This is a genomic window from Cellulosimicrobium sp. G4 BAM 1002, assembly GCF_057126935.1.
On record NZ_CP182109.1, the window covers coordinates 588,642 to 610,490 of the forward strand.

Consider the following 21,849-nt stretch of genomic DNA (forward strand, 5'->3'; position numbering starts at 1 on the left):
TCGCGCTGCCAGCCGGTCGCGGCGGTACCGTGACGCGGGTGACGAGCGAGATCCTCGCCCGCGTCGACGACGGCGTCGGGCACCTCACCCTGGACCGGCCGCGCGCGCTCAACGCCCTCGGGTACGGCATGCTCGGCGAGATCGCCGACGTCCTCGACGCGTGGCGCACCGACCCCGAGGTGCGGGTCGTGCTGCTCGACGGCGCGGGCGACCGCGGGTTGTGCGCGGGCGGCGACATCCGTGAGCTGCACGCGTCGATCGTCGCGGGGCGGCACGCGGACGCGCGGCGCTACTTCCGCCGCGAGTACGCCGTCGACGCGGCGCTCGCCGAGCTGCCCGTGCCCGTCGTGTCGGTCATGGACGGCATCACGATGGGCGGCGGCGTGGGGGTGAGCGCGCACGCGACGGTGCGCGTGGTGACCGAACGGTCGCGCGTCGCGATGCCGGAGACGCGGATCGGCTTCACGCCCGACGTCGGCGGGTCGTGGCTGCTCGCGCGTGCACCCGGGCGCCTCGGCGAGCTGCTCGCGCTCGGCGCGGTCACGATGGACGCCGGGGACGCGATCCACGCCGGGCTCGCCGACCACCAGGTGCACAGCGCCCGGCTTCCCGACCTGCTCCCGCTGCTGCAGCGCGCCACGTCGGCAGGTCCGCTCGCGCCCGACGCCGCGCGCGCCCTGGTGCGGACCCTCGCCACCGAGGCGCCGCCGTCGGGCCTCGCGGCGCGCCAGGAGCAGATCGACGCGGCCTACTCCGCGCAGACCGTGCCGGAGGTCGTGGCCCGGCTTCGGGCCGCCGCCCAGGACGGCGACGAGCGCGCGGGGGTCGAGGCGGACGAGCTCGAGCGGCTGTCGCCGACCGCCGTCACCGTCGCGCTCGCGGCCGTCCGCAGCGCGCGCACCCTGCCGGACCTGCGCGCGGCGCTCGAGCAGGAGTACGGGATCGTCTCGTGGTTCGTCGACACGCAGCCCGACCTCGTCGAGGGCATCCGGGCGCAGGTGATCGACAAGGACCGCGACCCCGCCTGGCGGCCTGCGACGCTCGCGGAGGTCGACCCCGGCCTCGGAGCGACCGTGCTCGCGTACGTCCCTGCGGAGGCGCTGTGGGGGTGACGGCGGGTCCCGACGCCCGCACGGACGACGGCCTGCACCGGAGCACCGGTGCAGGCCGTCGTCCTGCCTCTCGCGAGCGGGGTGTGCGTCAGTCGCGCGGCGGGCGCAGCCGGGTCGCGTCGTCGATCTCGTCGTCCGGACCGCTCTGGCCGTCAGGACCGGTCGATCCGTCGGGGCCCGGCTGCGGCGGGAGCGGCTGCGTCGGCGCCGGCTGCTGGTACGGCGGCAGAGGCTGTGTCGCCGCGGGAGGAGCGGGCGGGAACGGCGTGGTCGGAGACGGCTGCGGGTGCGCGCCCGGTGCCGGCGGCACCTGCTGCGTCGCCCCCGGAGGGGCGAAGGGTGCCGACGTGCCCGGGTAGCCGCCCTGCTGCGGCGCGGGCGGCGGGGTACCGGGCTGCTGCGCGCCGTACGCCTGCGGGCCGCCCTGCTGACCGGGGTACTGACCGGGTTGACCCTGCTGGCCGGGGTACTGACCGGGCTGGCCCTGCTGACCGGGGTACTGCCCCTGCTGGCCGGGGTACTGACCGGGCTGGCCCTGCTGACCGGGGTACTGGCCCTGCTGCGGCTGGCCCGGGACGCCATAGGGTCCTTGCTGGCCGGGCTGCGTCGGGTAGCCGCCCTGCTGGTACGCGTTGGCCTGACCGTCCTGCGCCGGCTTCGACCGGAGCACGAGCCACAGCACCAGGCCGATGATGCCGAGAAGCAGGATCCCGCCGACGAGGAACAGGACCCACCAGGGGAAGCCCGACTCGGAGCCCGAGCCGGAGTCGGCGTTGTCGGTGGTGCCGGCCGTGCCCTCGTCAGTCCCCTCGTCCGTCGTGTCGTCCGTCGACTCGCTGCCGGTTCCGCCGGACCCGCCGGCGACGGCCGAGCCGCGGGCCGTCATCTCGTTGACCTCGCCCACGACGGGGGTCCACGTCACGGTGTTGCCGTCGACCTCACCGTTGGACTCCGAGACCTCGCCCGGGAACGTGATGGCGACCTGGATGTCCAGGCTCTCCATCATCTGCTGGGTCATCTCGTCGCTCGTCGCGTCGCCGGTCTCGGGGTTGAACTCCTCGCCCGTCATGTCCATCGACCCGGACACGACGTACTCGTCGCCCTCGCGGACGACCGAGATCGAGTCGCTGCCCGCGGAGGCGAGCTGCGAGATGGGCTGGCCTGCGTAGGTGACCTTGGTGCCGGTGTACCCGTCCTGCGCGTAGGGCTCCTGCGTCGCGCCGGGCGGGAGGTCGGACTCCAGCTCGGAGCCCATCGAGTCCCACATCTCCTGCGGGTCCATGTTCGCGGACTCGGCGAGCTCGTCCGAGAACGCCATGACGACGCTGCCGTCGAACGTGTCGTCCTCGTTGAGGGTCAGCGCCATGTCCATCCTCATGCACCCGGTGAGGAAGAGTGCGAGGGTGGCGAAGAGGGCGCCGAGGCCGAGTCGTCTGCGCAGGGTGGGGGTGGTGGTCACCCGCCCAGCATGTCGCGGATCGGCGCCCGAAGCGAGGTTCGATGCCGATTTGAGACGGAATGCGGCGCGAGTTCATCCGCTCGACGCTCGGCGGTCGCGTCCCCGACGCCGTCGAGGGTGCCGGATGGAAGTTGAGCGGAATACACTCAACTTCGGAGCCGTTCCACTGGTCAGACCAGACTTTCGAGCACCCCGGAGCACTGATGGAGACGAAGTTCACGACGATGTCGCAGCAGGCGATCGGCGAGGCGATCCAGACCGCGTCGGCCGCCGGAAACCCCCAGCTCGAGCCCACCCACCTCCTCGCCGCGCTGCTCACGCAGGACGGCGGGGTCGCCGTCGGCCTGCTCGACGCGGTCGGCGCGGACAAGCAGGCGATCGGCCAGAAGGTCCGCGCCGCGCTCGTCGCGCTGCCCACCGCGAGCGGGTCCGCCGTCGCGCAGCCGACGCCCTCGCGCGCCACGTCCGCGGCGCTGGAGAACGCGTCGAAGGAGGCGCAGGGGCTCGGGGACGAGTACGTCTCGACCGAGCACCTGCTGCTCGGGATCGCCGCCGGGTCGTCGCAGGCCGCGACGATCCTCCAGCAGGCCGGCGCGACCGCCGACGCGCTGCGCTCGGCGCTGCCCGCCGTGCGCGGCAGCGCGCGCGTGACGAGCCCGAACCCCGAGGGCACGTACAAGGCTCTCGAGCAGTACGGCACCGACCTCACGGCCGCCGCCGCGGAGGGCAAGCTCGACCCCGTGATCGGGCGCGACTCGGAGATCCGGCGCGTCGTGCAGGTGCTGAGCCGCCGCACCAAGAACAACCCGGTCCTCATCGGCGAGCCGGGCGTCGGCAAGACGGCCGTCGTCGAGGGTCTCGCGCAGCGCATCGTCGCGGGCGACGTCCCGACGTCCCTCCAGGGCAAGCGCCTCGTCTCGCTCGACCTCGCGAGCATGGTCGCGGGCGCGAAGTACCGCGGCGAGTTCGAGGAGCGGCTCAAGGCCGTCCTGGAGGAGATCCGATCGTCCGACGGCGAGGTCGTCACGTTCATCGACGAGCTGCACACGGTCGTGGGGGCCGGTGCGGGCGGAGAAGGCGCGATGGACGCCGGCAACATGCTCAAGCCCATGCTCGCCCGCGGCGAGCTGCGCCTCGTCGGCGCGACCACGCTCGACGAGTACCGCGAGTACATCGAGAAGGACCCGGCGCTCGAGCGCCGCTTCCAGCAGGTGTTCGTGGGCGAGCCGTCCGTGGAGGACACGGTGGCGATCCTGCGCGGGCTCAAGGAGCGGTACGAGGCGCACCACAAGGTGACCATCGCCGACTCTGCGCTGGTCGCCGCGGCGTCGCTCTCCGACCGGTACATCACCGGCCGCCAGCTCCCCGACAAGGCGATCGACCTCGTCGACGAGGCGGCGTCGCGCCTGCGCATGGAGCTCGACTCGTCCCCGGTCGAGATCGACGAGCTGCAGCGCGCGGTCACGCGCCTCGAGATGGAGGAGGTCGTGCTCTCCGAGTCGACCGACCCGGCGTCCCTCGAGCGGCTCGAGAAGCTGCGCGCCGACCTCGCCGACCGTCGCGAGGAGCTCTCCGCGCTCACCGCGCGGTGGGAGGCCGAGAAGGCGGGGCACAACCGCGTCGGCGACCTGCGCGCCAAGCTCGACGAGCTGCGCGTCCAGGTCGAGCGCGCGATCCGCGAGGGCGACCTCGAGACCGCGGGACGCCTCCAGTACGGCGAGATCCCGCAGGTCCAGCGCGAGCTCGACGAGGCCGAGCGCCAGGAGGCCGCCGGCGACGCCGCGGACGCCCTCGCCGACCCGGCCCAGGCGCCGATGATCGCGGACAAGGTGGGCGCGGACGAGATCGCGGAGGTCGTCTCCGCGTGGACCGGCATCCCCGCGGGCCGCATGCTCCAGGGCGAGAGCGAGAAGCTCCTGCACATGGAGGACGTCATCGGCGAGCGTCTCATCGGCCAGCAGGCCGCGGTGAGGTCCGTGTCCGACGCCGTCCGCCGCTCGCGCGCGGGCGTCGCCGACCCGGACCGCCCCACGGGCTCGTTCCTCTTCCTCGGCCCGACGGGCGTGGGCAAGACCGAGCTCGCCAAGTCCCTCGCGGACTTCCTGTTCGACGACGAGCGCGCCATGGTGCGCATCGACATGTCCGAGTACTCCGAGAAGCACTCGGTGGCACGGCTCGTCGGCGCGCCCCCGGGGTATGTCGGGTACGAGGAGGGCGGCCAGCTCACGGAGGCCGTGCGGCGTCGTCCGTACTCCGTCGTGCTGCTCGACGAGGTGGAGAAGGCGCACCCCGAGGTCTTCGACATCCTGCTGCAGGTGCTCGACGACGGCCGCCTCACCGACGGCCAGGGCCGCACGGTCGACTTCCGCAACGTCATCCTCGTGCTCACGTCGAACCTCGGCTCGCAGTTCCTCGTCGACCCGATGCTCGACGACGCCGCGAAGCGCGAGGCCGTGATGGGCACCGTCCGGGCGAGCTTCAAGCCCGAGTTCCTCAACCGCCTCGACGACGTGATCGTCTTCGACCCGCTCACGCTCGACGAGCTCGGCCGGATCGTCGACATCAGCGTCGTGCACCTCGCTCGGCGCCTCGCCGACCGTCGCATCACGCTCGACGTGACCCCGGCGGCGCGCGAGTGGCTCGCGCTGGAGGGCTTCGACCCCGCCTACGGGGCGCGCCCGCTGCGCCGGCTCGTGCAGCGCGAGATCGGGGACCGGCTGGCGCGGATGCTGCTCTCGGGCGACGTCGCCGACGGCGACGTCGTGGTGGTGGACCGCGAGCCGGACACGGAGGGCTTGACCCTCTCCACGGAGGTGCTGACGGCCTGACCGCCGGGCGACCGCGCCGCCGTCGGGACATACTCGGGGGCGTGCCGACCGACGAGACCACCGAGCCCACCCACCGCCGGCGTGCCGACGAGGCGCCGCGGCGATCCGCCGTGATCGTCAACCCGAACCGCGTCGAGGGGCTCGACGAGCTGCGCGACCTGATCGTCGCGCGGCTGGGCGACGCCGGCTGGCCGGAGCCCGCGTGGCTCGAGACGACGGCGGAGGACCCCGGTACCGGTCAGGCGCGCCAGGCGGTCGACGACGGCGCGGAGGTCGTCTTCGTCAGCGGCGGCGACGGGACCGTCCGGGCCGTGGTCGAGGGGCTCGCCGGGACGGAGGCCGCGCTGGCTATCCTGCCCGGCGGGACCGGCAACCTCCTCGCCGCGAACCTCGGGATCCCGACGGACCCCGAGGAGGGCATCCGCGTGGTCCTCGGTGGAGGCCGCCGCACGATCGACGTCGGCGACGCGGACGGGCAGATCTTCGCCATCATGGCCGGGATGGGGCTCGACGCCGCGATGATGGACGACGCGCCGACGGCGCTCAAGGCCAGGGCCGGCTCCATCGCCTACGTGTTCTCGGCGCTCAAGCACCTCGCGGACGACGAGATGCACGTCGAGGTGACGGTGGACGGGCGCACCCGCCGGCGGCGGGCGCGGACCGTCGTCGTCGGCAACGTGGGGCGTCTCCAGGCCGGGACGAACCTCCTGCCGGACGCCGAGCCGGACAACGGTCAGCTCGAGGTCGCGATCATCGCGCCCCAGAACCTCCAGCACTGGGTACAGCTCCTGTGGGGCGTCGTGCGCGGAAAGAGCCGCGTGCCGAGCCGCGAGGTCGTTCGCGGGCGGGAGGTCTCGGTCGTCTCGGACCGGACGCAGCCGCGCCAGCTCGACGGGGACGTGATCGAGCCCGCGGAGCGGCTCGACGTGTCCGTGCGGCCCGCGGCGCTGCACGTGTGCGTGTACCAGCCCGAGGAGTCCGAGGACCTCGCCGAGGGTGCGCCGTCGGGCACCTGACGCGCGCCGCGCGGGAGCGTCTTGGGCCCGTCGTCCCGTCGTGCTGGCTCGGTGCGGTGCGGGGGCGGCGCTCGCCGCGGCCGGGACCGCGCTCGGTGCTGCGGCCCTGTGGGGCCTGCTGGTCGGCCTCGCCCAAGGCCTGGTCGCGCAGCTCGCCTGACCTGTGGTCGGGCCGTCCGTGGCGCGGGCTTCCTCGGTCAGCCCGACGAGACGGCCCCCGCCGGGACGCTCTGTGCGGGGTAGACGACCAGGTCCTGCGGACCGGTGCGGAGCGCGACGATGGCGACGTCGTCCTCGCCGTCGCCGGGGAGCATGCGGGCCAGCGCGGTCCGGACGAGCTCGTCGAGCGTGCTGCGGTGGGTGCCTCGCAGAGCGTTCGCGAGCGTGACGATGTCCTCGCGCAGGCTGTTCCCTCGTCGTTCGACGAGCCCGTCGGTGTAGAGGACGAGGGTGTCGTCGGTGCCGAGCTCGACGGTGTGGTCGTGGCGCGTCGCGTCGTGTCGGATGCCGAGCGGCAGGTCGTTGCGGACGGTCAGGATGTCGACGGAGCCGTCGGACCGGACGCGGATGGGGGGCGGGTGACCCGCGCTCGACCATCGCACCGTGCGGACGCCACGCGAGCGCTCGTCGTCGCTCTGCTCGATGCGAGCGACGATCACCGTCGCCACCGCCCGGTTGCCGAGAGCGAGCCCGTCGATGGCGTCGTCGACGCGTTCGAGCAGGCGTGCCGGCGGTTCCTGGCTGTCGTAGCCGATGGCTCGGACGAGGCCGCGCAGCTGGCCCATGGTCGCGGCGGCCGCGAGGTCGTGCCCGACCACGTCGCCGATGACGAGCGTCGTGACGCCGTCGCGCGACACGAACGCGTCGTACCAGTCTCCGCCGATGTCGCGCTCGAGCGCGGCAGGCTGGTAGTGCACCGCCACCTCGAGATGGTTCGGCTGGGGCGGTTCGGTGAGGACAGCCTGCTGCAGGGCGAGCGCGAGCTCGCGCGCCTGCGCCGTCTCCTCCTCGGAGCGCTCGGCGCGCCGGCGGAGGGCGTCGAGCGTCGTGCGGAGCCGCACGGCGTCTCGCAACGCTGCCCCGACCGTGGTGGCGAGGCCGGTCAGGTAGCGGGCGTAGTGGCCGTCCCACGGTCGACCGGTCGACGCTCTCAGGACCAGGACGCCCGCGACGCCTCGCCGGCTCGTGTCGCGGAGGGGCTTGACCACGAGCCCGTCCGAGACCTCGCGCTGTCCGGTGACGAGGCAGCGGTCCACGGCGTCGACCTCCGCCTCGTCCGGTGCCTCGCCCGTCTGGAGGAGCACCTGGGGGCGAGGGCCGCTGATGTCGTAGAACGCTGCTCGTGCGATGTCCGCACTGCTGGCGAGGACGTCGACCACGGGCCGTGCGAAGGCGCGCAGGGTGGTGAACGACGTCGGGAGCGCCGCCTGCAGCTCCCCGAGCGTGACCAGGCGGCGCTGGGTGACGACCTCGCGCGTGGTCTCGGTCGCGATGTCCAGGACGCCGGCGATCCGTCCGTCGTCGTCGAGGATCGGGCTGTAGGAGAAGGTGAAGTAGGTCTCCTCCTCGAAGCCGGAGCGGTTCATGACCAACGGCATGTCCCGGCTCCAGGTCGCCTTCCCGGTGCTCAGGACCTCCTCGAACAGCGGCCCGACGTCGTCCCAGATCTCCGACCACACGGCACGGGCGGGCGTCCCGAGCGCGCCGGGGTGCTTGTCGGTGCCCAGCATGGTGCGGTAGCCGTCGTTGTAGATGAGCGTGAGTTCAGGTCCCCAGACGATCATGACGGGGAAGCGGGTCGAGAAGCACAGGCGCACGGCATGGCGCAGGGCGAGCGGCCAGGTTCCCGGCGCGCCGAGCGACGTAGCCTCCCACGCGACCTCGCGCGCGTACCGGCCGACGGCACTGTGTGCGGTCGCCTCGAGGAACCACTCTGCGTTCACGTGCGAATAGTAGGCGGCGTGAGGTGCGGGTACAGGCGGGATCAGCGCAGGAGGACGCCGATACCGTCCGCGCAGTCACCGGCGTTCCGCTCCGCCTCGTCGACGACGAGACGCGCGAGCTGGCGCAGCGGGACGTTGTGGTTGTTCGACGTCTGCCTGAGCCGGGCGAACGCCTCGTCGGCGTCGACGCCGAGCACGGCGATCAGGATGCCCTTGGCCTGCTCGATCGGCCCGCGGTGCTGCGCTGCCGCGGCGATGTCCCGTCGGGCGAGCTCCTGGACGCGGCCGGAGACCGGGGCGGTGATGTCGACGAAGTAGCCCATCAGCTCCACGACGTCCCCGGTGGCCTGGTCCCGGCGTCCCTGGCCGACCACGACGAGCGTCCGGTCCTTGCCCCGCGCGTCCATGATGCGGTGCATGCTGGAGAACGGGTCCCCGGTGACCTGGGCATCCTCGAGGAGCCGACGCACGCGCTCCCGGTCCTCGGGGTGCTTGTGCGCCAGGACGAGCGAGCTCGTCGGGACGACCTCGCCAGGCTCGAAGCCGTGCATCCGGTACGTCTCCGCCGACCACCACCAGACGCCGCTCTCGACGTCGAGGCGGAACTGGCCGACGGCGGGTCCGGCTGCGCGGGCGAGTGTCTCGCCGATCGCGTGGTCTTCCACGGACATGGGTCTTCTCCTGTGGTTTCAGAGAGGGTGAGCCAGGTCCAGACTCGGTGAACCGACCCTAGCTGCGACGCCGTCGACCGCAACCCGAGCACGGCAGGGACTGCGTCTCACGGGGGGCGTCTCCGCAGACCGCGCGAGGACCCCCGGTGCGTGCCAGGCTCGGAGGCTCTCCCATCAGCACGGGCCGAGGACGTCAGCCTCGAGCCGTCGATCGAGAGGAGCACGTCGTGTCGAACGAGAGCCAGCACATCGAGATCCCTGGTACCGACGCCACCCTGCCTCGCACGCTCCCGCCCGGCAGCCACGGGCCCGTGGGCCGGTGGACCCTCGACACCCTCGACGAGCTCGCCGGCCTGCGGGCAGACCTGACGCAGCTGCTGCACTCCGAGGACGGAGGGGACACCGGGCTCGCGCAGACGCGCGAGAGGGTCGTCCTCGTCGCCTCCGAGCTCGCGACGAACGCGCTCCGGCACGGGCGCCCGCCGACCGACGTCACGCTCCTGCTCGACGGCACGTGGCTGCTCGACGTGGCCGACGGCGCCCACGACTCTCCGCCGGTGTTCGCGGGCCGCCGCGAGCCCGGGGTCGGCGGGATGGGCCTGCACCTCACGCGCCGTCTCGCCCTCGACGTGGGGTGGTACACCACGCACGACCACAAGCACGTCTGGGTCACGTTCCCCCTCAACTAGTGCTGGGTCGCGCATCCCGCCGCCTCCTACGGGACCGCACGACGCCGCCGGCCCTCCGCTCCGGCGTGGCTCGACCCGGCGCGTGGGGTCCGGGAGGCGAGCGCGCGAGCGTGCGACGAGACTGGCGGGGCTCCCAGGAGATGGTGCTCGTGGACGATGCTCAACGGATGACGCTGCTGGCGCACACTCTCGCGCGCCTCGATCCCGGCTTGCCGCTCGCGTCGCGCCTGTGTCGTGCCTGCGTCCAGGTCCTGGGCGTGCACGGTGGTGCGCTGACCTTCGCCCCGACGGGTCTCGACCGTGTGAGCGCCAGCACGGAGGACCTGCTGACGAGGCGTCTGGAGGACCTGCAGGAGGTGCTCGGCGAAGGGCCGGGGCGCACGGCGTTCGCCGAGGACCGGATCGTGCGGACCCGCCTGGACGGCGCCGGGGACCGCGACGACTTCTCGACGGCTGCGCTGGCGGCCGCGTCTCCTGCCTGGCCGGTGACGATCGTCGCCGTACCCGTGCGGCCCCAGGGGCGCGTCCTGGCAGTCCTCACCCTCTACGACACGACCGGGACGCTCGCGGAGCACGGGGACCAGGTGCGGCTCCTGGCGGACGTCGTCGGCGCCATGCTCCTGGGCTCCCGGGCATCGTTCGACGAGATCTGGCCCGACGACGGGAACCGGCACCGTGCGATCGGGATGGTCATCGCCCAGCTGAGGGTCGGACCCGCCGACGCGCTGGCCGTCCTGCGGGCGCGTGCGCTGGCGCAGACCTCCTCGCTCGAGTCGGTGGTGGAGGAGGTCCTCGAGCGTCGTCTCACCTTCACGCCGGACGACGTGACCTAGGCGGGTCCACCGGGACGCGCTCCGGGGCACGGGCCAGGCCCGGGCGCACCGTCAGACGTCGCTGCTCGAGCGCCCCGGGTCGTCGTCCTCGTCGACGACGACCAGCGTCCGGAGGATGGACTCGGCGACGTCCCGCGCACCGAGGTCGCCACGCCGCGCTGCGGCCTCGATGATCTGGCGCGCCTGCGTCGCCGTGCAGCCGTTGGCCTGCATGACGGCGCCGACGGCCTGCTCGACCACGACGGAGTCGGACATCTGACGGTAGAACCCCGCGACGGCGTCCTCCATGTCGGCGAGGTCCAGTCGCAGCAGCACCGAGGCGGCCACGATCTGGGCGTACGAGTCGGCCGCCGTCAGCAGGTCGGGCGTCCACGGGTCGGCACGACGGGAGTACAGGTTCAGGGCGACCGCGACGTCTGGCGCGACGACCGCGGGCACGGCCGCTGCGGAGACGAACCCCTCCGCGAGGGCCTGGTCGTGCCACGCGGGCCACCGCGGGTCGGGCGCGATCTCGGGCACCACCTGCACGCTGAGCTGGTCCATCGCCTCGATGCAGGGACCCGCACCGGCGAGCGACTCGGCCTGGTCGCACCGGGCGGAGGACTCGGTGCTGCTGCCGGCACGCAGGGCGACGCCGTGCTGGCGCACCGTGATGCTGACCTCCACGTCGGCACCGAGGATCGTCGCGGCCCGGACGGCGAACTCCTCCGGGTAGCCCGAGATGGTCATGTCAACGTCCTCTCCTGGCACGTGGCGCCGTCGTCCTTCACCGTACGCGCGAAGACCTGCCGGTGCCGCTCCGCGGCGTGCGAGGACCTCGTCCCCGGCGCACCGTTGACCCGTGAGCCCACGACGCGGACCGTCCGCCCCCGAGCGCCCCGGCGCGCAGGAGTGGGTGCCCGACGGCGCAGCCGCGCGCGACGTCGACGCCCTCGCCCGGGCGGCGCACGCGTGCCACGGGTGCGAGCTGTGGGTCGACGCGACGCAGGTCGTGTTCTCCCGGGGTCCCGACGACGCGCGCCTGGCGCTCGTGGGCGAGCAGCCGGGGGACCGCGAGGACCGCGACGGCGAGCCGTTCGTCGGGCCTGCTGGCCGGGTGCTCGACGACGCGCTCGAGGCGGCGGGGCTCTCGCCCGACGACGTCTACCTGACGAACGCCGTCAAGCACTTCCGGTTCGAGCGGCGCGGCAAGCGGCGGCTGCACAAGACGCCGGACGTCGCGCACGTCCGGGCGTGCCTGCCGTGGTTGGAGGCGGAGGTCGCCGCCGTCGGGCCGCGCGTCGTCGTCGCGCTCGGCGCCACCGCCGGGCGCGCGGTCCTCGGGCGCGCGGTGCGGGTGACCGCGGAGCGCGGGACGGTCCTCGAACCGGGCGACGGTCCGGGCGACCGGGTATCGCCGCTCTTCGTGCTCACCACCCACCCGTCGGCGCTCCTGCGGCTGCGCGACCGGTCGGGCTGGGACGACGCGTTCGCGGCGCTCGTCGCCGACCTGCGGGTCGCGGCCGACGCCGCGGCACCGGGCGCCGCCGGGTGACGTCGGAGCCGCTCGGGCCGGCACCGCGCTTCCCGGTCAACGCCCAGCGCTGGCAGTCGTTGACGTTCCTGCACTGGCCGGTCGACCCGGCCGTGGTCCAGGGCTGGTTGCCGCCCGGCCTCTCGGTCCACACACTCGACGGCGGGACGTGGCTCGGCGTCGTGCCGTTCGTCATGGCCGACGTCCGCGTGCCGCCGCTGCCCGCGCTGGGCGCGTGGTCGACGTTCCCCGAGCTCAACGTCCGCGTCTACGTGCGCGACCGGTCGGGCCGGGCGGGGATCTGGTTCTGCGGTCTGTGGGCGACCCGACGCGCGTTCGTCGCGGCCACGCGCGCGGCCGGCCTGCCGTACCACCCCGCGCACGCGGACGTCTCGACCGGCGGCCCGGCGGTGCCCGCCGTCCCGATGGCCGCCGCGTCGGGCGTCCCGTCCGCCGTCCGGTACGCCTTCGTGGCCGACGGCGGTGCCGGGCCGTTCCGCGTCCCGTACGAGCACCCGGGCCTGCGGTCCGGGCGCTTCACCGCCGTCGTGCGCACGCACCCGGACGCGGACGCCGGAAGCCCTGGCGCGTCGTCGGACCTCGACACGTGGCTCACCGCGCGCTGGAACGCGTACGGCGTGCGCGCGGGCGCGCTGTGGCGGTTCCCCGTCCATCACGAGCCCTGGACGCTGCGTCGCGGCACGCTCGACGCGCTCGACACCGACCTGCACGCGCGCCTCGGGCTGCCCGCCCCGACCCACCCGCCCCTCGTGCACCTCACCGCTCCGGTGCACGCACGGCTCGGCCTGCCGCGCCGCGTGCCGTGACCGTCGCGGCCGCAGACCGGGGCCTCGGGGTCAGCGTCGGGCGGCGACGAGCCCGTGCTCGAACGCCCACACGACGAGCTGCACGCGGTCGCGCGCGCCGGTCTTCGTCATCGCGCGGCTCAGGTGGGACTTGACGGTGCTCGGCTCGAGGAAGAGCGCTGTCGCGATCTCCGCGTTCGACGACCCGCGGCAGAGCAGCTCGACGATGTCGTGCTCGCGCGGCGTGAGCAGGGCGGCCGCGTCCTCGTCGCGCGCCGCGGGCGAGCGGCGGCGCGAGAACTCGTCGATGACGCGCCGCGTGAGGGACTGGTCGACGAGCCCGTCGCCCGACGCGACCCGGCGGACGGCGTCGACGAGGACGTCCGGCTCCGCGTCCTTGAGCAGGAACCCGCTCGCGCCGGCCTCCAGGGCCCCGAACACGTAGTCGTCCAGGTCGAACGTGCTCACCACGAGCACGGGCACCGGGTCGACGACGTCCGGCCCCGCGAGCGCGCGCGTCGCCGTGATCCCGTCGCCGCCGGGCATGCGGACGTCCATGCACACGACGTCGGGGCGCTCCCGACGTACGACGCGCACCGCGTCGGCCCCGTTGGACGCCTCCCCGACGACCTCGATCCCCTCGCTCTGCAGGATCACCGCGAACCCCGCGCGGACGACCGCCTGGTCGTCCACCAGCACCACGCGCGTCACGCGACCTCCTCGTTCTCGACAGCGGACCCCGGTCGGAGCGTCCCGGGCTCGCGCCCGTCCCGGCCGGGGGAGCGCGGGACCACGAGGCGGACGAGCCACGCGCCGTCGGGCATGCGGCGCGCCTCGACCGCGCCGCCCAGCATCGCGGCCCGCTCGCGCATCCCCACGAGCCCGTGCCCGGGGCGGGCAGGGTCGGGAGCCGGGGTCACGGAGGCCACCGAGGCCGCCGAGGGGTTGCGCACCGTGAGGGTGACGTCCGACGGTGTCCACGCGAACCGCACCGCGACCGGCCGCCCGGGTGCGTGCCGGCGTGCGTTGGCGAGCGACTCCTGGAGCACGCGGTAGACCGCGATCTGCGTGCTCGGCGCGGCGTCCCACGGGTCGCCCGTCGTCTCGACCGTCACGGTCGTGCCCGCGGCGCGGGCGGTCTCGACGAGCGCGGGCAGGTCCGCGAGCGTCGGCTGCGGGTCCTCCCGGCGGTCGCCACGACCCTCGTCCTCGCTGCCGCGCAGGATCCCGACGACGAGCCGCAGGTCGTCGAGCGTGTCCTTGCCCTGGGCGCGGATCCAGCGCAGCGCTTCCTTGGCGCGGGCCGGGTCGGCGTCGACGAGGCGCTCGGCCGCCGACGCCTGCACGACGATGCCGGACAGGTGGTGGGCCGCGACGTCGTGCAGCTCGCGCGCCATGCGACCCCGCTCCTCGAGCACCGCCTGGGCCGCGAGCGCCTCGCGCTCGCGCTCCGCCGTCTCGACCCGGTCGCGCAGCTGGGCCACGAGCTCGCGGCGCGTGGCCACGTAGGACCCGACGAGCGCCGACCCGAGGTACGCGAGGAGCGCGGAGAGCAAGGTCCCACCGATCTGCAGGGCGTGCTGCACGGGGCTCGCGCCCGCCGGGATCCCGAGCCCGCCGAGCGCGAAGACGAGCAGCACCTGGACGACGGCCGCACCCGCAGGGGCGACGAGCCGCGCCCGCCGGGGCCCGTAGGCGCCGACCGAGTACGCCGCGACGACGGTCGCGGGCGCCTGGAGCTGGACGTACGGCGGCAGGAGCGCGGTGATCGCGACCTGGCCGGCGACGGTCAGTGCCAGGCACGTCAGCGGGGCCCGCCGGCGCAGCGCGAGCGCGAGCGCCTGCACCACGACGAGCACGAGGACGGCCGCCCGCACGGGCGGCGGGACGACGACGGTCCCGGGGCCGAGTCCGAAGGCCGTGCCGGCGTCGGTCAGGAGCGCCCGCTCGGTCCCGAGGAACAGCACGGCGGTCGCGACCCCCAGGACGGCGCCGAGGACGGCGTCGCGCCCGGTGGCGGTGCGCACGCCGACGGCCGCGAGCGCGCGGCGCAGGGCGTCGGTCACGACGGGACCTCCTGGGGCGGGAAGAACAGCGGGGACGGCGGGGCGGCGCCGGGCCCGACCACCCTAGGTGACCGGGCCCGGCGCCGTCAGGCGAGGCCTGACGGGCTCTCACACGAGGTCGCGCCGCTGCAGGCTCACGGCGCCACCGCCGAGGAGCACGAACGCCCAGGCCGCGAGCCCCGCGAGGGCGGCGAGCGCGCCGAGCGGTGCGGCGCCGCCGAGGAGCGCGGCGCCGGACTGACCGGTCGAGGCGAGGGCGCCGAGGCCGAGCGGGAGCCATTCCGCCGCGGCGGACTCCCCGCCGGACAGCAGCGTCACCGCTCCGCGGACGATCGGCTCGGCGAGCGCGAGCGCGCCGACCGTCACGACGGCCGCCACCTGGCCGCGCACGAGCGTCCCGATGCCGAGGCCGAGCCAGCTCAGGAGGACGAGGACGGCGAGACCGCGCGCCCAGATCCCGAGCACCTCGAGCGCGTCGAGCGCGAGGCCCGCACCGGGCGTCGTGACGATCGCGACGAGCAGGCCGGCCGCCCCGAGCACGGCGAGAACCGCGCCGACGGCGAGCGCGACCGTCGCCGTCGCCCCCGCCTTCGCCGCGAGGATGCGCAGGCGGGCCGGCTGGACGAGCGCGGTCGGCACGATGCCGCCCGTGCGGAAGTCGGTGGTCACGGCGAGCACGCCGAGCAGGAGCATGCAGACCGTCGCGACGCCGACCGACCCGGAGCCGCCCATCCCGTTGCCGAGCAGGTCGAGCATGCTGCGCTGGAACGCCGGGAGCGAGACGTCCGTGAGGGCGCCGAGGTCGGGAGCGAGCTCCTCGACCATCTCGGGCGGCGCCTGGAGCCCGACGGTCGTGCCGCCCCCGAGCGCCTCGGTGCTGCGCAGGATCGTCGGGAGCAGGAGCGTGAACGCCTGGACGACGAGCATCCCGGCGACTGCGACGGCGGCGACGATCCACGTCGCGCGCGTCGTGCGGAGCTTGAGCATCTCGGCGCGGTACATCAGCGCACCCCTTCGGTCGTGGCGGTCAGGTCGAGGTAGAAGTCCTCGAGGGACTCCCCGCGCAGCAGGTCGTCGAGCGGCCCGTCGGCGACGACGCGCCCCTGCCCGACGACGACCAGGTCGTCCGCGACCTGGCGCACCTCGGACAGGACGTGGCTCGCGAGGAGGACCGTGCCGCCGTCGTCGGCGAACGCGCGCACGAGGTCGCGCAGCCAGCGCATCCCGGCCGGGTCGAGCCCGTTGGCCGGCTCGTCGAGCACGAGCACCTCCGGGTCGCCCAGCAGCGCGGCGGCGATCCCGATGCGCTGCCGCATGCCGAGCGAGTACGTGCGCACCCTCCGGTCGGCCGCGGGCATCATGCCGACGAGCGTGAGCACGTCGTCGACGCGGCGCGACGGGAGCCGTCCCGCAGCGGCGAGCACCCGCAGGTGGTCGCGACCGGTGCGCCCCGGGTGCAGCCCGCCCGCGTCGAGCAGCGCGCCAACCGTCCGTGCCGGGTGCGCCAGCTCCGCGAACGTGCGGCCGTCGAACGTCGCGCCGCCTGCCGTCGGTGCCGCGAGGCCGAGCAGGACGTGGAGCGTCGTCGACTTCCCGGCGCCGTTCGGGCCGAGCAGCCCGACGACGCGGCCGGGCCGGGCGGTGAACGTCACGTCGTGCACGGCGTCGAACGCGCCGTACGACTTGCGCAGCCCGGTCACCTCGATGGTGGCCATGGCAGACCCCTTTCTCGTGTTCCTGGTCCCCGTCGCGTGCTGTCCGAGCGGAGTGCCTCCAGGCTCCCGTCCGGGGACCTGCCGGGTCTTGTGGCGCAGGACGGAACCTCGGCTCCGACTTCCGGCGGAGGCCGCGGCCCGGTGATGCCGTCCCGGGAGGTCGGGGCGGCAGGGGCGCACGCGTCGTCCCAGGTGAGGGGAGCGGGCGTGACAGACCGCCGCGCGATGGGGCAGTGTGGGTCACCCACCCGACCCGCTCGGTGTGCTGCGTGCTGCGCGGTCCGCCGGTCCCGAGACGCCGGAAGGAGGCGACGTGCGCCCCCGATCACGACCTCTCGACGAGCCCGGGACGTCGCGGCCGCTCGCTGCCGCGACCCGGCACCGCTCGTCCCTGCCGTGGGTCTCCGTCGCCGCCGGTGCGAGCGCCGTGACGCTCGTCGTGGCCGTCGCCGGGATGGTGGGTGCGGCGACGGGCGGCGGCGAGGCGGTCGTCGTCACGGGGTCGACGGCCGAGGGCCTGGCCGAGACCGAGACGGGCGTCCCCGCCGTGACGCCGCGCCAGGACGCTCCGCGTCCCACCGTGACCCGCATCCCCGCTCCGGGCACCACGACCGACCGCCCGGAGCGCGACGAGACGACCGACGAGGCCGACGGCGGCGCGGCTGCGGCGCCCGCTCCGGGGCCTTCCGCACCGAGCGCCCCCTCCGCGCCGGGAACGCCTGCACCCGCCCCGTCGACGAGCCCGACCACACCGGTCCCGGACCCGACGCAGGCGCCGACCGGCGACGCCGACGCGACGTGGGTGCAGGAGCGCCTGGTCGTGCACGGCGCGACCGTCGACGTGACCGGGGTGCTCGACGACTCGACGGTCGCCGCCCTGCGCGCGTTCCAGGAGGCGCACGGACTGGCGGTGACGGGATCGGTGACGGCCGAGGTCGCTGCGGCGCTCGCGGCGGCGCCCGACGGGGATGGCGAGGAGTCCGGCGAGGGCCCGGGCGGTCCAGCCGAGCCCACCCCGACCACGCCGCCCACCCCCGACCAGCCGTCCGTCGCACCCGGTTCCACGGGCACGACGACCCCCACGGCCGACGCCACCCCGGTCGAGTAGGGGCGGAGCCGGCCACGGAGGTCGCCTCGACCGCGGCGGTCGAGCGCGGCAGGTCGAACGGCAGCCGGCCCTCCGGCTCGCGCGGCAGAACGTTGCACCTTCCACTCGGTAAGGTCTTCTCGTCGGACGAGCGGACGGAGCAGTGATGACGAGCGCGGCGATCGGGGCGGGACGTGACGGTGCCGCACGCCGCCGGGGCGCCGCAGCGCCCACGGACGCGGGGCGCGGGTACGCCAAGGGGCGTGCCAAGCGCGAGCAGATCCTGCAGGCCGCGATCGTGCTCTTCGGGGAGGTCGGTTACCACGCCGCGTCGCTGCGCGAGCTCGCCTCGCGCGTGGACATGTCGCACCCGGGCCTGCTCCACCACTTCCCGACCAAGGTCGCCCTCCTCGAGGCCGTCCTCGAGCACCGGGACGCCGTCGACGAGGACGACCTCGAGCAGGACCTCGCGCGGGGGACCGACTTCTTCGACGCGCTCGTGCGCCTCGTCGAGCGCAACGCCCTGCGACGGCCGATCGTCGAGGTCTTCACGGCGCTCGCGGCCGAGGCGACGTCGCCGGACCACCCGGCCCACGAGTACTTCGTCCGGCGCTACGAGTCGACGCTCGTCCGCACCGGTGCGCAGCTCGCGGTGTGCGCGCGCGCGGGTCGGCTGCGCGACGGCATCGACCCGGACGCGGCGGCGCGCCAGCTCGTCGCGCTCATGGACGGTCTCCAGATCCAGTGGCTGCTCTCGCTCGACCGGCCGCGCTCGGAGCGCGTCGACATGGCCGCCGACCTCCGCGCGTACCTCCGGCTGATCCTCACGGACTGACGCGCCCGTCCGCCCGGCGCGCGCAGACTGCGTCAGCCGGCGTTCGCGGTGCGGACGAGAGCGTCGAGCGCGGCCCGGTCGAACCCGGCCATACCGAAGTCGGCGATGACGACGAGCGGCATGTCCTGCATCATCGCGACCATCACCGGGTCGAGCGCGGGCGCGTCCTCGCCCTCGAGCGCCTCGCGCACGACGGGCCCGGCGACGGGGTGCGCGAGCGCCTCTGCGACGGTCGACAGCTCGGTGAGGGGCAGGACGACGTCCTCCCCGTCGACCTCGACCGCCACCGTCGCGCGCAGGTCGCGCGACGACGCGCCCACGGACACGACGAACTCGCCGCCCTCGACGACCCAGCGGCGCAGCACGGGGTGCCAGTAGGACAGCGCGCGGGCGTCGAGGTCGACCGTGACGACCTGCGAGGCGCCCGGCTCGAGCTCCACGCGCTCGAACCCCTTGAGCTCGCGCACCGGCCGCGCCACCTGGGAGTCGGGGTCGCCCACGTACACCTGCACGACCTCCGCCCCGGCGAGGTCGCCCGTGTTCGTCACGCGGACGCTCACGCGGACGGCGGCGTCCGCACCGGAGCCCGTGACCTCGGCGGTGACGTCGTCGTAGGCGAACGTCGTGTACGACAGGCCGTGCCCGAACGGGTAGGCCACCGCGACGTCGCGCGTGTCGTACCAGCGGTAGCCCACGAGCAGGCCCTCGCCGTAGCGCACGTGGCCCAGCTCCCCGGGGAAGCTCCCGAGCGCGGGGGTGTCCTCGAGCCGCAGGGGGATCGTCTCGGTGAGCCGCCCCGACGGGTTGACGGCCCCGGTGAGCACGTCCGCGACGCCCGACCCGCCGGCCTGGCCACCGAGCCACCCCTCGACGATCGCGGGCGCGAGGTGCTGCCAGCCCGCGACGGAGACGACCGACCCGTTCGCCAGCACGACGACGACCCGCGGGTTCACCGCGGCCACGGCCTCGAGCAGCGCGACCTGGTCGGCCGGCAGGTCGAGGTGCTCGCGGTCGTACCCCTCCGACTCGTACGCCGCGGGCAGGCCGAGGAACACGACCACGGTGCTCGCGTCGCGCGCGAGCCCCACGGCCTCGGCGACGAGCTCGCACGCGGTGCGGTCCGTCGCCGGGCCCTCCGCCACGGCGTAGCCGGGGGCGAAGGGGAGGTCGTGCCCGACGGCGGTGCGCAGCGCCGTGAGCGCGTCGTCGAGCCGCGTGGGGTGCACCTGGGACGACCCTGCGCCCTGGTAGCGCGGCGTGCGAGCGAGCTCGCCGACGACGACGAGCCCGTCCGCGTCCGGGTCGAGGGGCAGGAGCGGTGCACCGTCGCCGGCCGGCTCGTTGCGCAGCAGCACGGTGCCGGCAGCGGCCGCCTCACGGGCGAGCGCATGGTGCTCGTCGAGGTCGCGGCTGGTCGCCGCGGTGGGTGCGCCGTCGAGGGCGGGCCGGGACCGGGCGACCAGCTCCAGCACCCGGCGGGCCGCGGTGTCGACGACCGACTCGTCGAGGCGTCCCGCGCGCACCGCCGCGACGACCTCGGCGTCCGTGCGGCCACCGGCCGCGGGCATCTCGAGGTCGAGCCCTGCCGCGACGGCCGCGACGCGGTCGCGCACCGCGCCCCAGTCGGAGACGACGAGGCCCTCGAAGTCCCACTCGTCGCGCAGGACCCGGGTGAGCAGCCACGGGTCCTGCGACGCGTACGTGCCGTTGACCTTGTTGTACGAGCACATGACGGTCCACGGCTGGGCGTCCTTCACGACGCGCTCGAACGCGGGCAGGTAGATCTCGCGGAGCGTGCGCTCGTCGACGTCGGCGGACACGCGCATGCGGTCGGCCTCCTGGTTGTTCGCGGCGAAGTGCTTGAGCGAGGTGCCGACGCCTTGCGACTGGATGCCCTCGACGAGCGGCGCGGCGAGCTCGCCCGCGACGAGCGGGTCCTCGGAGAAGTACTCGAAGTTGCGCCCGCACAGCGGCGACCGCTTGATGTTGACGCCCGGGCCGAGCAGGACGGCGACGTCGTTCGCGCGCGTCTCGCGGCCGAGCGCCACGCCGACGCGGAACAGCAGGTCGCGGTCCCAGGAGGAGCCGAGCGCGGCGGCGGTGGGGAAGCATGTCGCGGGGACGCTCGCGCCGATGCCCAGGTGGTCGGCCGACGCGGACTGCTTGCGCAGCCCGTGCGGCCCGTCGGTGACCATGACCGCGGGGACGAGGGTCTCGCCGTCGCGCTCGACCGCCTGCGTGTTCCAGAAGTCGCTGCCCGACAGCAGCGACGCCTTCTCCTCGAGCGTGAGCCGCGCGAGCACGGCGTCGACGTCGATCGGTCCGGTGGTCCGGCGGGTGTCGGCGGTCGCGGTCATGGTGCTCCTTCGGTTCCCGGCGTGGGCACGCCCTGCTGCTCCGCCCCACGGTAACCCAGAAACCAACCGCTCGGTAGGTAACGTGGCCGGTCGCACGGAGGCTCGCGTGCCACCGCGCTCAGCGCGTCGTCAGGAGGACCCTCGGCCCAGGAGGTCGCCGGGCAGCGCGTCGTCGCTGCCCGCCAGGCACAGGCCCGTGCGGTCGCCGTCGCGCCAGGACGCCTCCGTCGGCGACCACACGACGAGCGCGACCCCCTCGGGCGCGTCCGGCCCGAGCACGTCGGCCGTGCACACGCGTGCGACGCGTCGGTCCACCGCCTGCTGACCCGGCCAGACCTCGTCGGCCCCGAAGTCGGTGCGCGCGACGACCTGCGCGCGGTGCTCGTCCGCGCACGGGACGGCGCGGACGTCGGACACCTCGCCGTCCGGGGGCAGCTCCGCGAGGCACGAGCCGAGCACGAGCTGACGCGCCGACACGGTCCGGGGGGCGTCGACGTCGCCCGCGAGCGGGGTGCGGGCCTGCTCGCCCTGCCACCACAGGAGCGCGCCGAGGCCCCACGCGACCGTGACGACGGCGCCGACCACCATTCCCGCGACGGCGAGGCCGCGCCCGCGCGTGCCGCGCGCCCGCACGCGCGACAGCGCCGCGCCACCGAGGCCGATCCCGACCGGACCCAGCACGACGCCCGCCGGCACGCTCGCCACGGCGAGCGGCTCGACCCGCGGTTCCTCGGGCTGCCAGCCCGGCGCGTAGTACGTCCCGACGGCGAACCCCGGTTCCGCGGGATGCGCGGCCTCGGGCACCGGCGGAGCCGGCGAGGTGCCTCCGGGCGGGGGTGGAGGCGGCGGTCCGGGGACCGCGCCGGTCGGTGCCGGTGGCGTCGCGGGGCGTCGCGCTCCGGCCGGGCCGCCGGGCGGG

The 21,849-nt window shown here is 74.8% G+C and carries 19 protein-coding genes; 9 read left to right on the plus strand and 10 right to left on the minus strand.

The window, feature by feature from the left end; genetic code table 11:
- Positions 1–38 precede the first annotated feature (38 nt).
- Positions 39–1,112 (plus strand): enoyl-CoA hydratase/isomerase family protein, encoded by a 1,074-nt coding sequence (locus tag ACMXGY_RS02670; RefSeq protein ID WP_483775340.1) that lies wholly within the window; start codon positions 39–41, stop codon positions 1,110–1,112.
- An 88-nt stretch (positions 1,113–1,200) separates the two neighbouring features.
- Here ACMXGY_RS02670 and ACMXGY_RS02675 read toward each other — a convergent pair whose 3' ends face one another.
- Positions 1,201–2,571, minus strand: coding sequence for an LppM family (lipo)protein (locus tag ACMXGY_RS02675; protein WP_483775341.1), 1,371 nt, complete (start codon positions 2,569–2,571; stop codon positions 1,201–1,203).
- Between the two features lie 203 nt (positions 2,572–2,774).
- On the opposite strand from ACMXGY_RS02675, the gene clpB reads away from it, so the two are divergent.
- Together clpB and ACMXGY_RS02685 are read left to right on the plus strand one after the other, a co-directional pair.
- On the plus strand, positions 2,775–5,399 hold the full coding sequence (clpB, locus tag ACMXGY_RS02680) for an ATP-dependent chaperone ClpB (protein ID WP_483775342.1): 2,625 nt from the start codon (positions 2,775–2,777) through the stop codon (positions 5,397–5,399).
- Between the two features lie 41 nt (positions 5,400–5,440).
- A complete protein-coding gene (locus ACMXGY_RS02685) occupies positions 5,441–6,415 on the plus strand; it encodes a diacylglycerol/lipid kinase family protein (RefSeq protein ID WP_483775343.1) in 975 nt (324 codons plus the stop codon).
- A 197-nt stretch (positions 6,416–6,612) separates the two neighbouring features.
- On the opposite strand, the gene ACMXGY_RS02690 is transcribed toward ACMXGY_RS02685, so the two are convergent.
- A complete protein-coding gene (locus ACMXGY_RS02690; protein WP_483775344.1) occupies positions 6,613–8,358 on the minus strand; it encodes a SpoIIE family protein phosphatase in 1,746 nt (581 codons plus the stop codon).
- Between the two features lie 41 nt (positions 8,359–8,399).
- Positions 8,400–9,029: a PAS and ANTAR domain-containing protein gene (locus ACMXGY_RS02695; RefSeq protein ID WP_483775345.1), complete on the minus strand. Its 630-nt coding sequence runs from the start codon at positions 9,027–9,029 to the stop codon at positions 8,400–8,402.
- A 227-nt stretch (positions 9,030–9,256) separates the two neighbouring features.
- Between ACMXGY_RS02695 and ACMXGY_RS02700 the strand changes: the two genes are divergently transcribed.
- Together ACMXGY_RS02700 and ACMXGY_RS02705 are read left to right on the plus strand one after the other, a co-directional pair.
- Positions 9,257–9,718 (plus strand): ATP-binding protein, encoded by a 462-nt coding sequence (locus ACMXGY_RS02700; protein ID WP_483775346.1) that lies wholly within the window; start codon positions 9,257–9,259, stop codon positions 9,716–9,718.
- A gap of 167 nt (positions 9,719–9,885) precedes the next feature.
- Positions 9,886–10,551, plus strand: a complete 666-nt coding sequence (locus tag ACMXGY_RS02705; protein ID WP_483775347.1) for an ANTAR domain-containing protein — start codon at positions 9,886–9,888, stop codon at positions 10,549–10,551.
- A 51-nt stretch (positions 10,552–10,602) separates the two neighbouring features.
- Here the strand turns inward: ACMXGY_RS02705 and ACMXGY_RS02710 are convergent, their stop codons facing one another.
- On the minus strand, positions 10,603–11,280 hold the full coding sequence (locus ACMXGY_RS02710; RefSeq protein WP_483775348.1) for an ANTAR domain-containing protein: 678 nt from the start codon (positions 11,278–11,280) through the stop codon (positions 10,603–10,605).
- Positions 11,281–11,392: 112 nt separating this feature from the next.
- Between ACMXGY_RS02710 and ACMXGY_RS02715 the strand changes: the two genes are divergently transcribed.
- A complete protein-coding gene (locus ACMXGY_RS02715; RefSeq protein WP_483775349.1) occupies positions 11,393–12,085 on the plus strand; it encodes a UdgX family uracil-DNA binding protein in 693 nt (230 codons plus the stop codon).
- Positions 12,082–12,891 (plus strand): YqjF family protein, encoded by an 810-nt coding sequence (locus tag ACMXGY_RS02720; RefSeq protein ID WP_483775350.1) that lies wholly within the window; start codon positions 12,082–12,084, stop codon positions 12,889–12,891. The genes ACMXGY_RS02715 and ACMXGY_RS02720 overlap by 4 nt, the downstream gene beginning before the upstream one ends.
- 30 nt (positions 12,892–12,921) lie before the next feature.
- On the opposite strand, the gene ACMXGY_RS02725 is transcribed toward ACMXGY_RS02720, so the two are convergent.
- From ACMXGY_RS02725 to ACMXGY_RS02740, 4 genes are all read right to left on the minus strand, one after another.
- On the minus strand, positions 12,922–13,581 hold the full coding sequence (locus tag ACMXGY_RS02725; RefSeq protein ID WP_483775351.1) for a response regulator transcription factor: 660 nt from the start codon (positions 13,579–13,581) through the stop codon (positions 12,922–12,924).
- Positions 13,578–14,936, minus strand: a complete 1,359-nt coding sequence (locus tag ACMXGY_RS02730) for a sensor histidine kinase (protein WP_483775352.1) — start codon at positions 14,934–14,936, stop codon at positions 13,578–13,580. Before ACMXGY_RS02730 ends, ACMXGY_RS02725 begins: the two co-directional genes overlap by 4 nt.
- Positions 14,937–15,044: 108 nt before the next feature.
- On the minus strand, positions 15,045–15,938 hold the full coding sequence (locus tag ACMXGY_RS02735; RefSeq protein ID WP_483775353.1) for a hypothetical protein: 894 nt from the start codon (positions 15,936–15,938) through the stop codon (positions 15,045–15,047).
- Positions 15,938–16,651, minus strand: a complete 714-nt coding sequence (locus tag ACMXGY_RS02740) for an ABC transporter ATP-binding protein (protein WP_483775354.1) — start codon at positions 16,649–16,651, stop codon at positions 15,938–15,940. The genes ACMXGY_RS02735 and ACMXGY_RS02740 overlap by 1 nt, the downstream gene beginning before the upstream one ends.
- Before the next feature lie 313 nt (positions 16,652–16,964).
- On the opposite strand from ACMXGY_RS02740, the gene ACMXGY_RS02745 reads away from it, so the two are divergent.
- Both ACMXGY_RS02745 and ACMXGY_RS02750 read left to right on the plus strand, forming a co-directional pair.
- On the plus strand, positions 16,965–17,759 hold the full coding sequence (locus ACMXGY_RS02745; RefSeq protein WP_483775355.1) for a peptidoglycan-binding domain-containing protein: 795 nt from the start codon (positions 16,965–16,967) through the stop codon (positions 17,757–17,759).
- Between the two features lie 145 nt (positions 17,760–17,904).
- Positions 17,905–18,573, plus strand: a complete 669-nt coding sequence (locus ACMXGY_RS02750) for a TetR/AcrR family transcriptional regulator (RefSeq protein ID WP_483775356.1) — start codon at positions 17,905–17,907, stop codon at positions 18,571–18,573.
- Positions 18,574–18,605: 32 nt separating this feature from the next.
- On the opposite strand, the gene ACMXGY_RS02755 is transcribed toward ACMXGY_RS02750, so the two are convergent.
- Together ACMXGY_RS02755 and ACMXGY_RS02760 are read right to left on the minus strand one after the other, a co-directional pair.
- Entirely contained in the window at positions 18,606–20,930 is a 2,325-nt protein-coding gene (locus tag ACMXGY_RS02755) for an aryl-beta-d-glycosidase (RefSeq protein ID WP_483775357.1), read from the minus strand.
- A 129-nt stretch (positions 20,931–21,059) separates the two neighbouring features.
- The gene (locus ACMXGY_RS02760) at positions 21,060–21,734 is read right to left on the minus strand and encodes a DUF4190 domain-containing protein (RefSeq protein WP_483775358.1); all 675 of its coding nucleotides are present in this window, start codon (positions 21,732–21,734) and stop codon (positions 21,060–21,062) included.
- Between the last annotated feature and the right edge of the window lie 115 nt (positions 21,735–21,849).

Bases quoted from the DNA above. Each gene is read 5' to 3' on its own strand.
- ACMXGY_RS02755 (WP_483775357.1), bottom strand. From the start codon at position 20,930: ATGACCGCGACCGCCGACACCCGCCGGACCACCGGACCGATCGACGTC.
- ACMXGY_RS02705 (WP_483775347.1), top strand. From the start codon at position 9,886: ATGACGCTGCTGGCGCACACTCTCGCGCGCCTCGATCCCGGCTTGCCG.
- clpB (WP_483775342.1), top strand. From the start codon at position 2,775: ATGGAGACGAAGTTCACGACGATGTCGCAGCAGGCGATCGGCGAGGCG.
- ACMXGY_RS02695 (WP_483775345.1), bottom strand. From the start codon at position 9,029: ATGTCCGTGGAAGACCACGCGATCGGCGAGACACTCGCCCGCGCAGCC.
- ACMXGY_RS02710 (WP_483775348.1), bottom strand. From the start codon at position 11,280: ATGACCATCTCGGGCTACCCGGAGGAGTTCGCCGTCCGGGCCGCGACG.
- ACMXGY_RS02735 (WP_483775353.1), bottom strand. From the start codon at position 15,938: ATGTACCGCGCCGAGATGCTCAAGCTCCGCACGACGCGCGCGACGTGG.
- ACMXGY_RS02750 (WP_483775356.1), top strand. From the start codon at position 17,905: ATGACGAGCGCGGCGATCGGGGCGGGACGTGACGGTGCCGCACGCCGC.
- ACMXGY_RS02740 (WP_483775354.1), bottom strand. From the start codon at position 16,651: ATGGCCACCATCGAGGTGACCGGGCTGCGCAAGTCGTACGGCGCGTTC.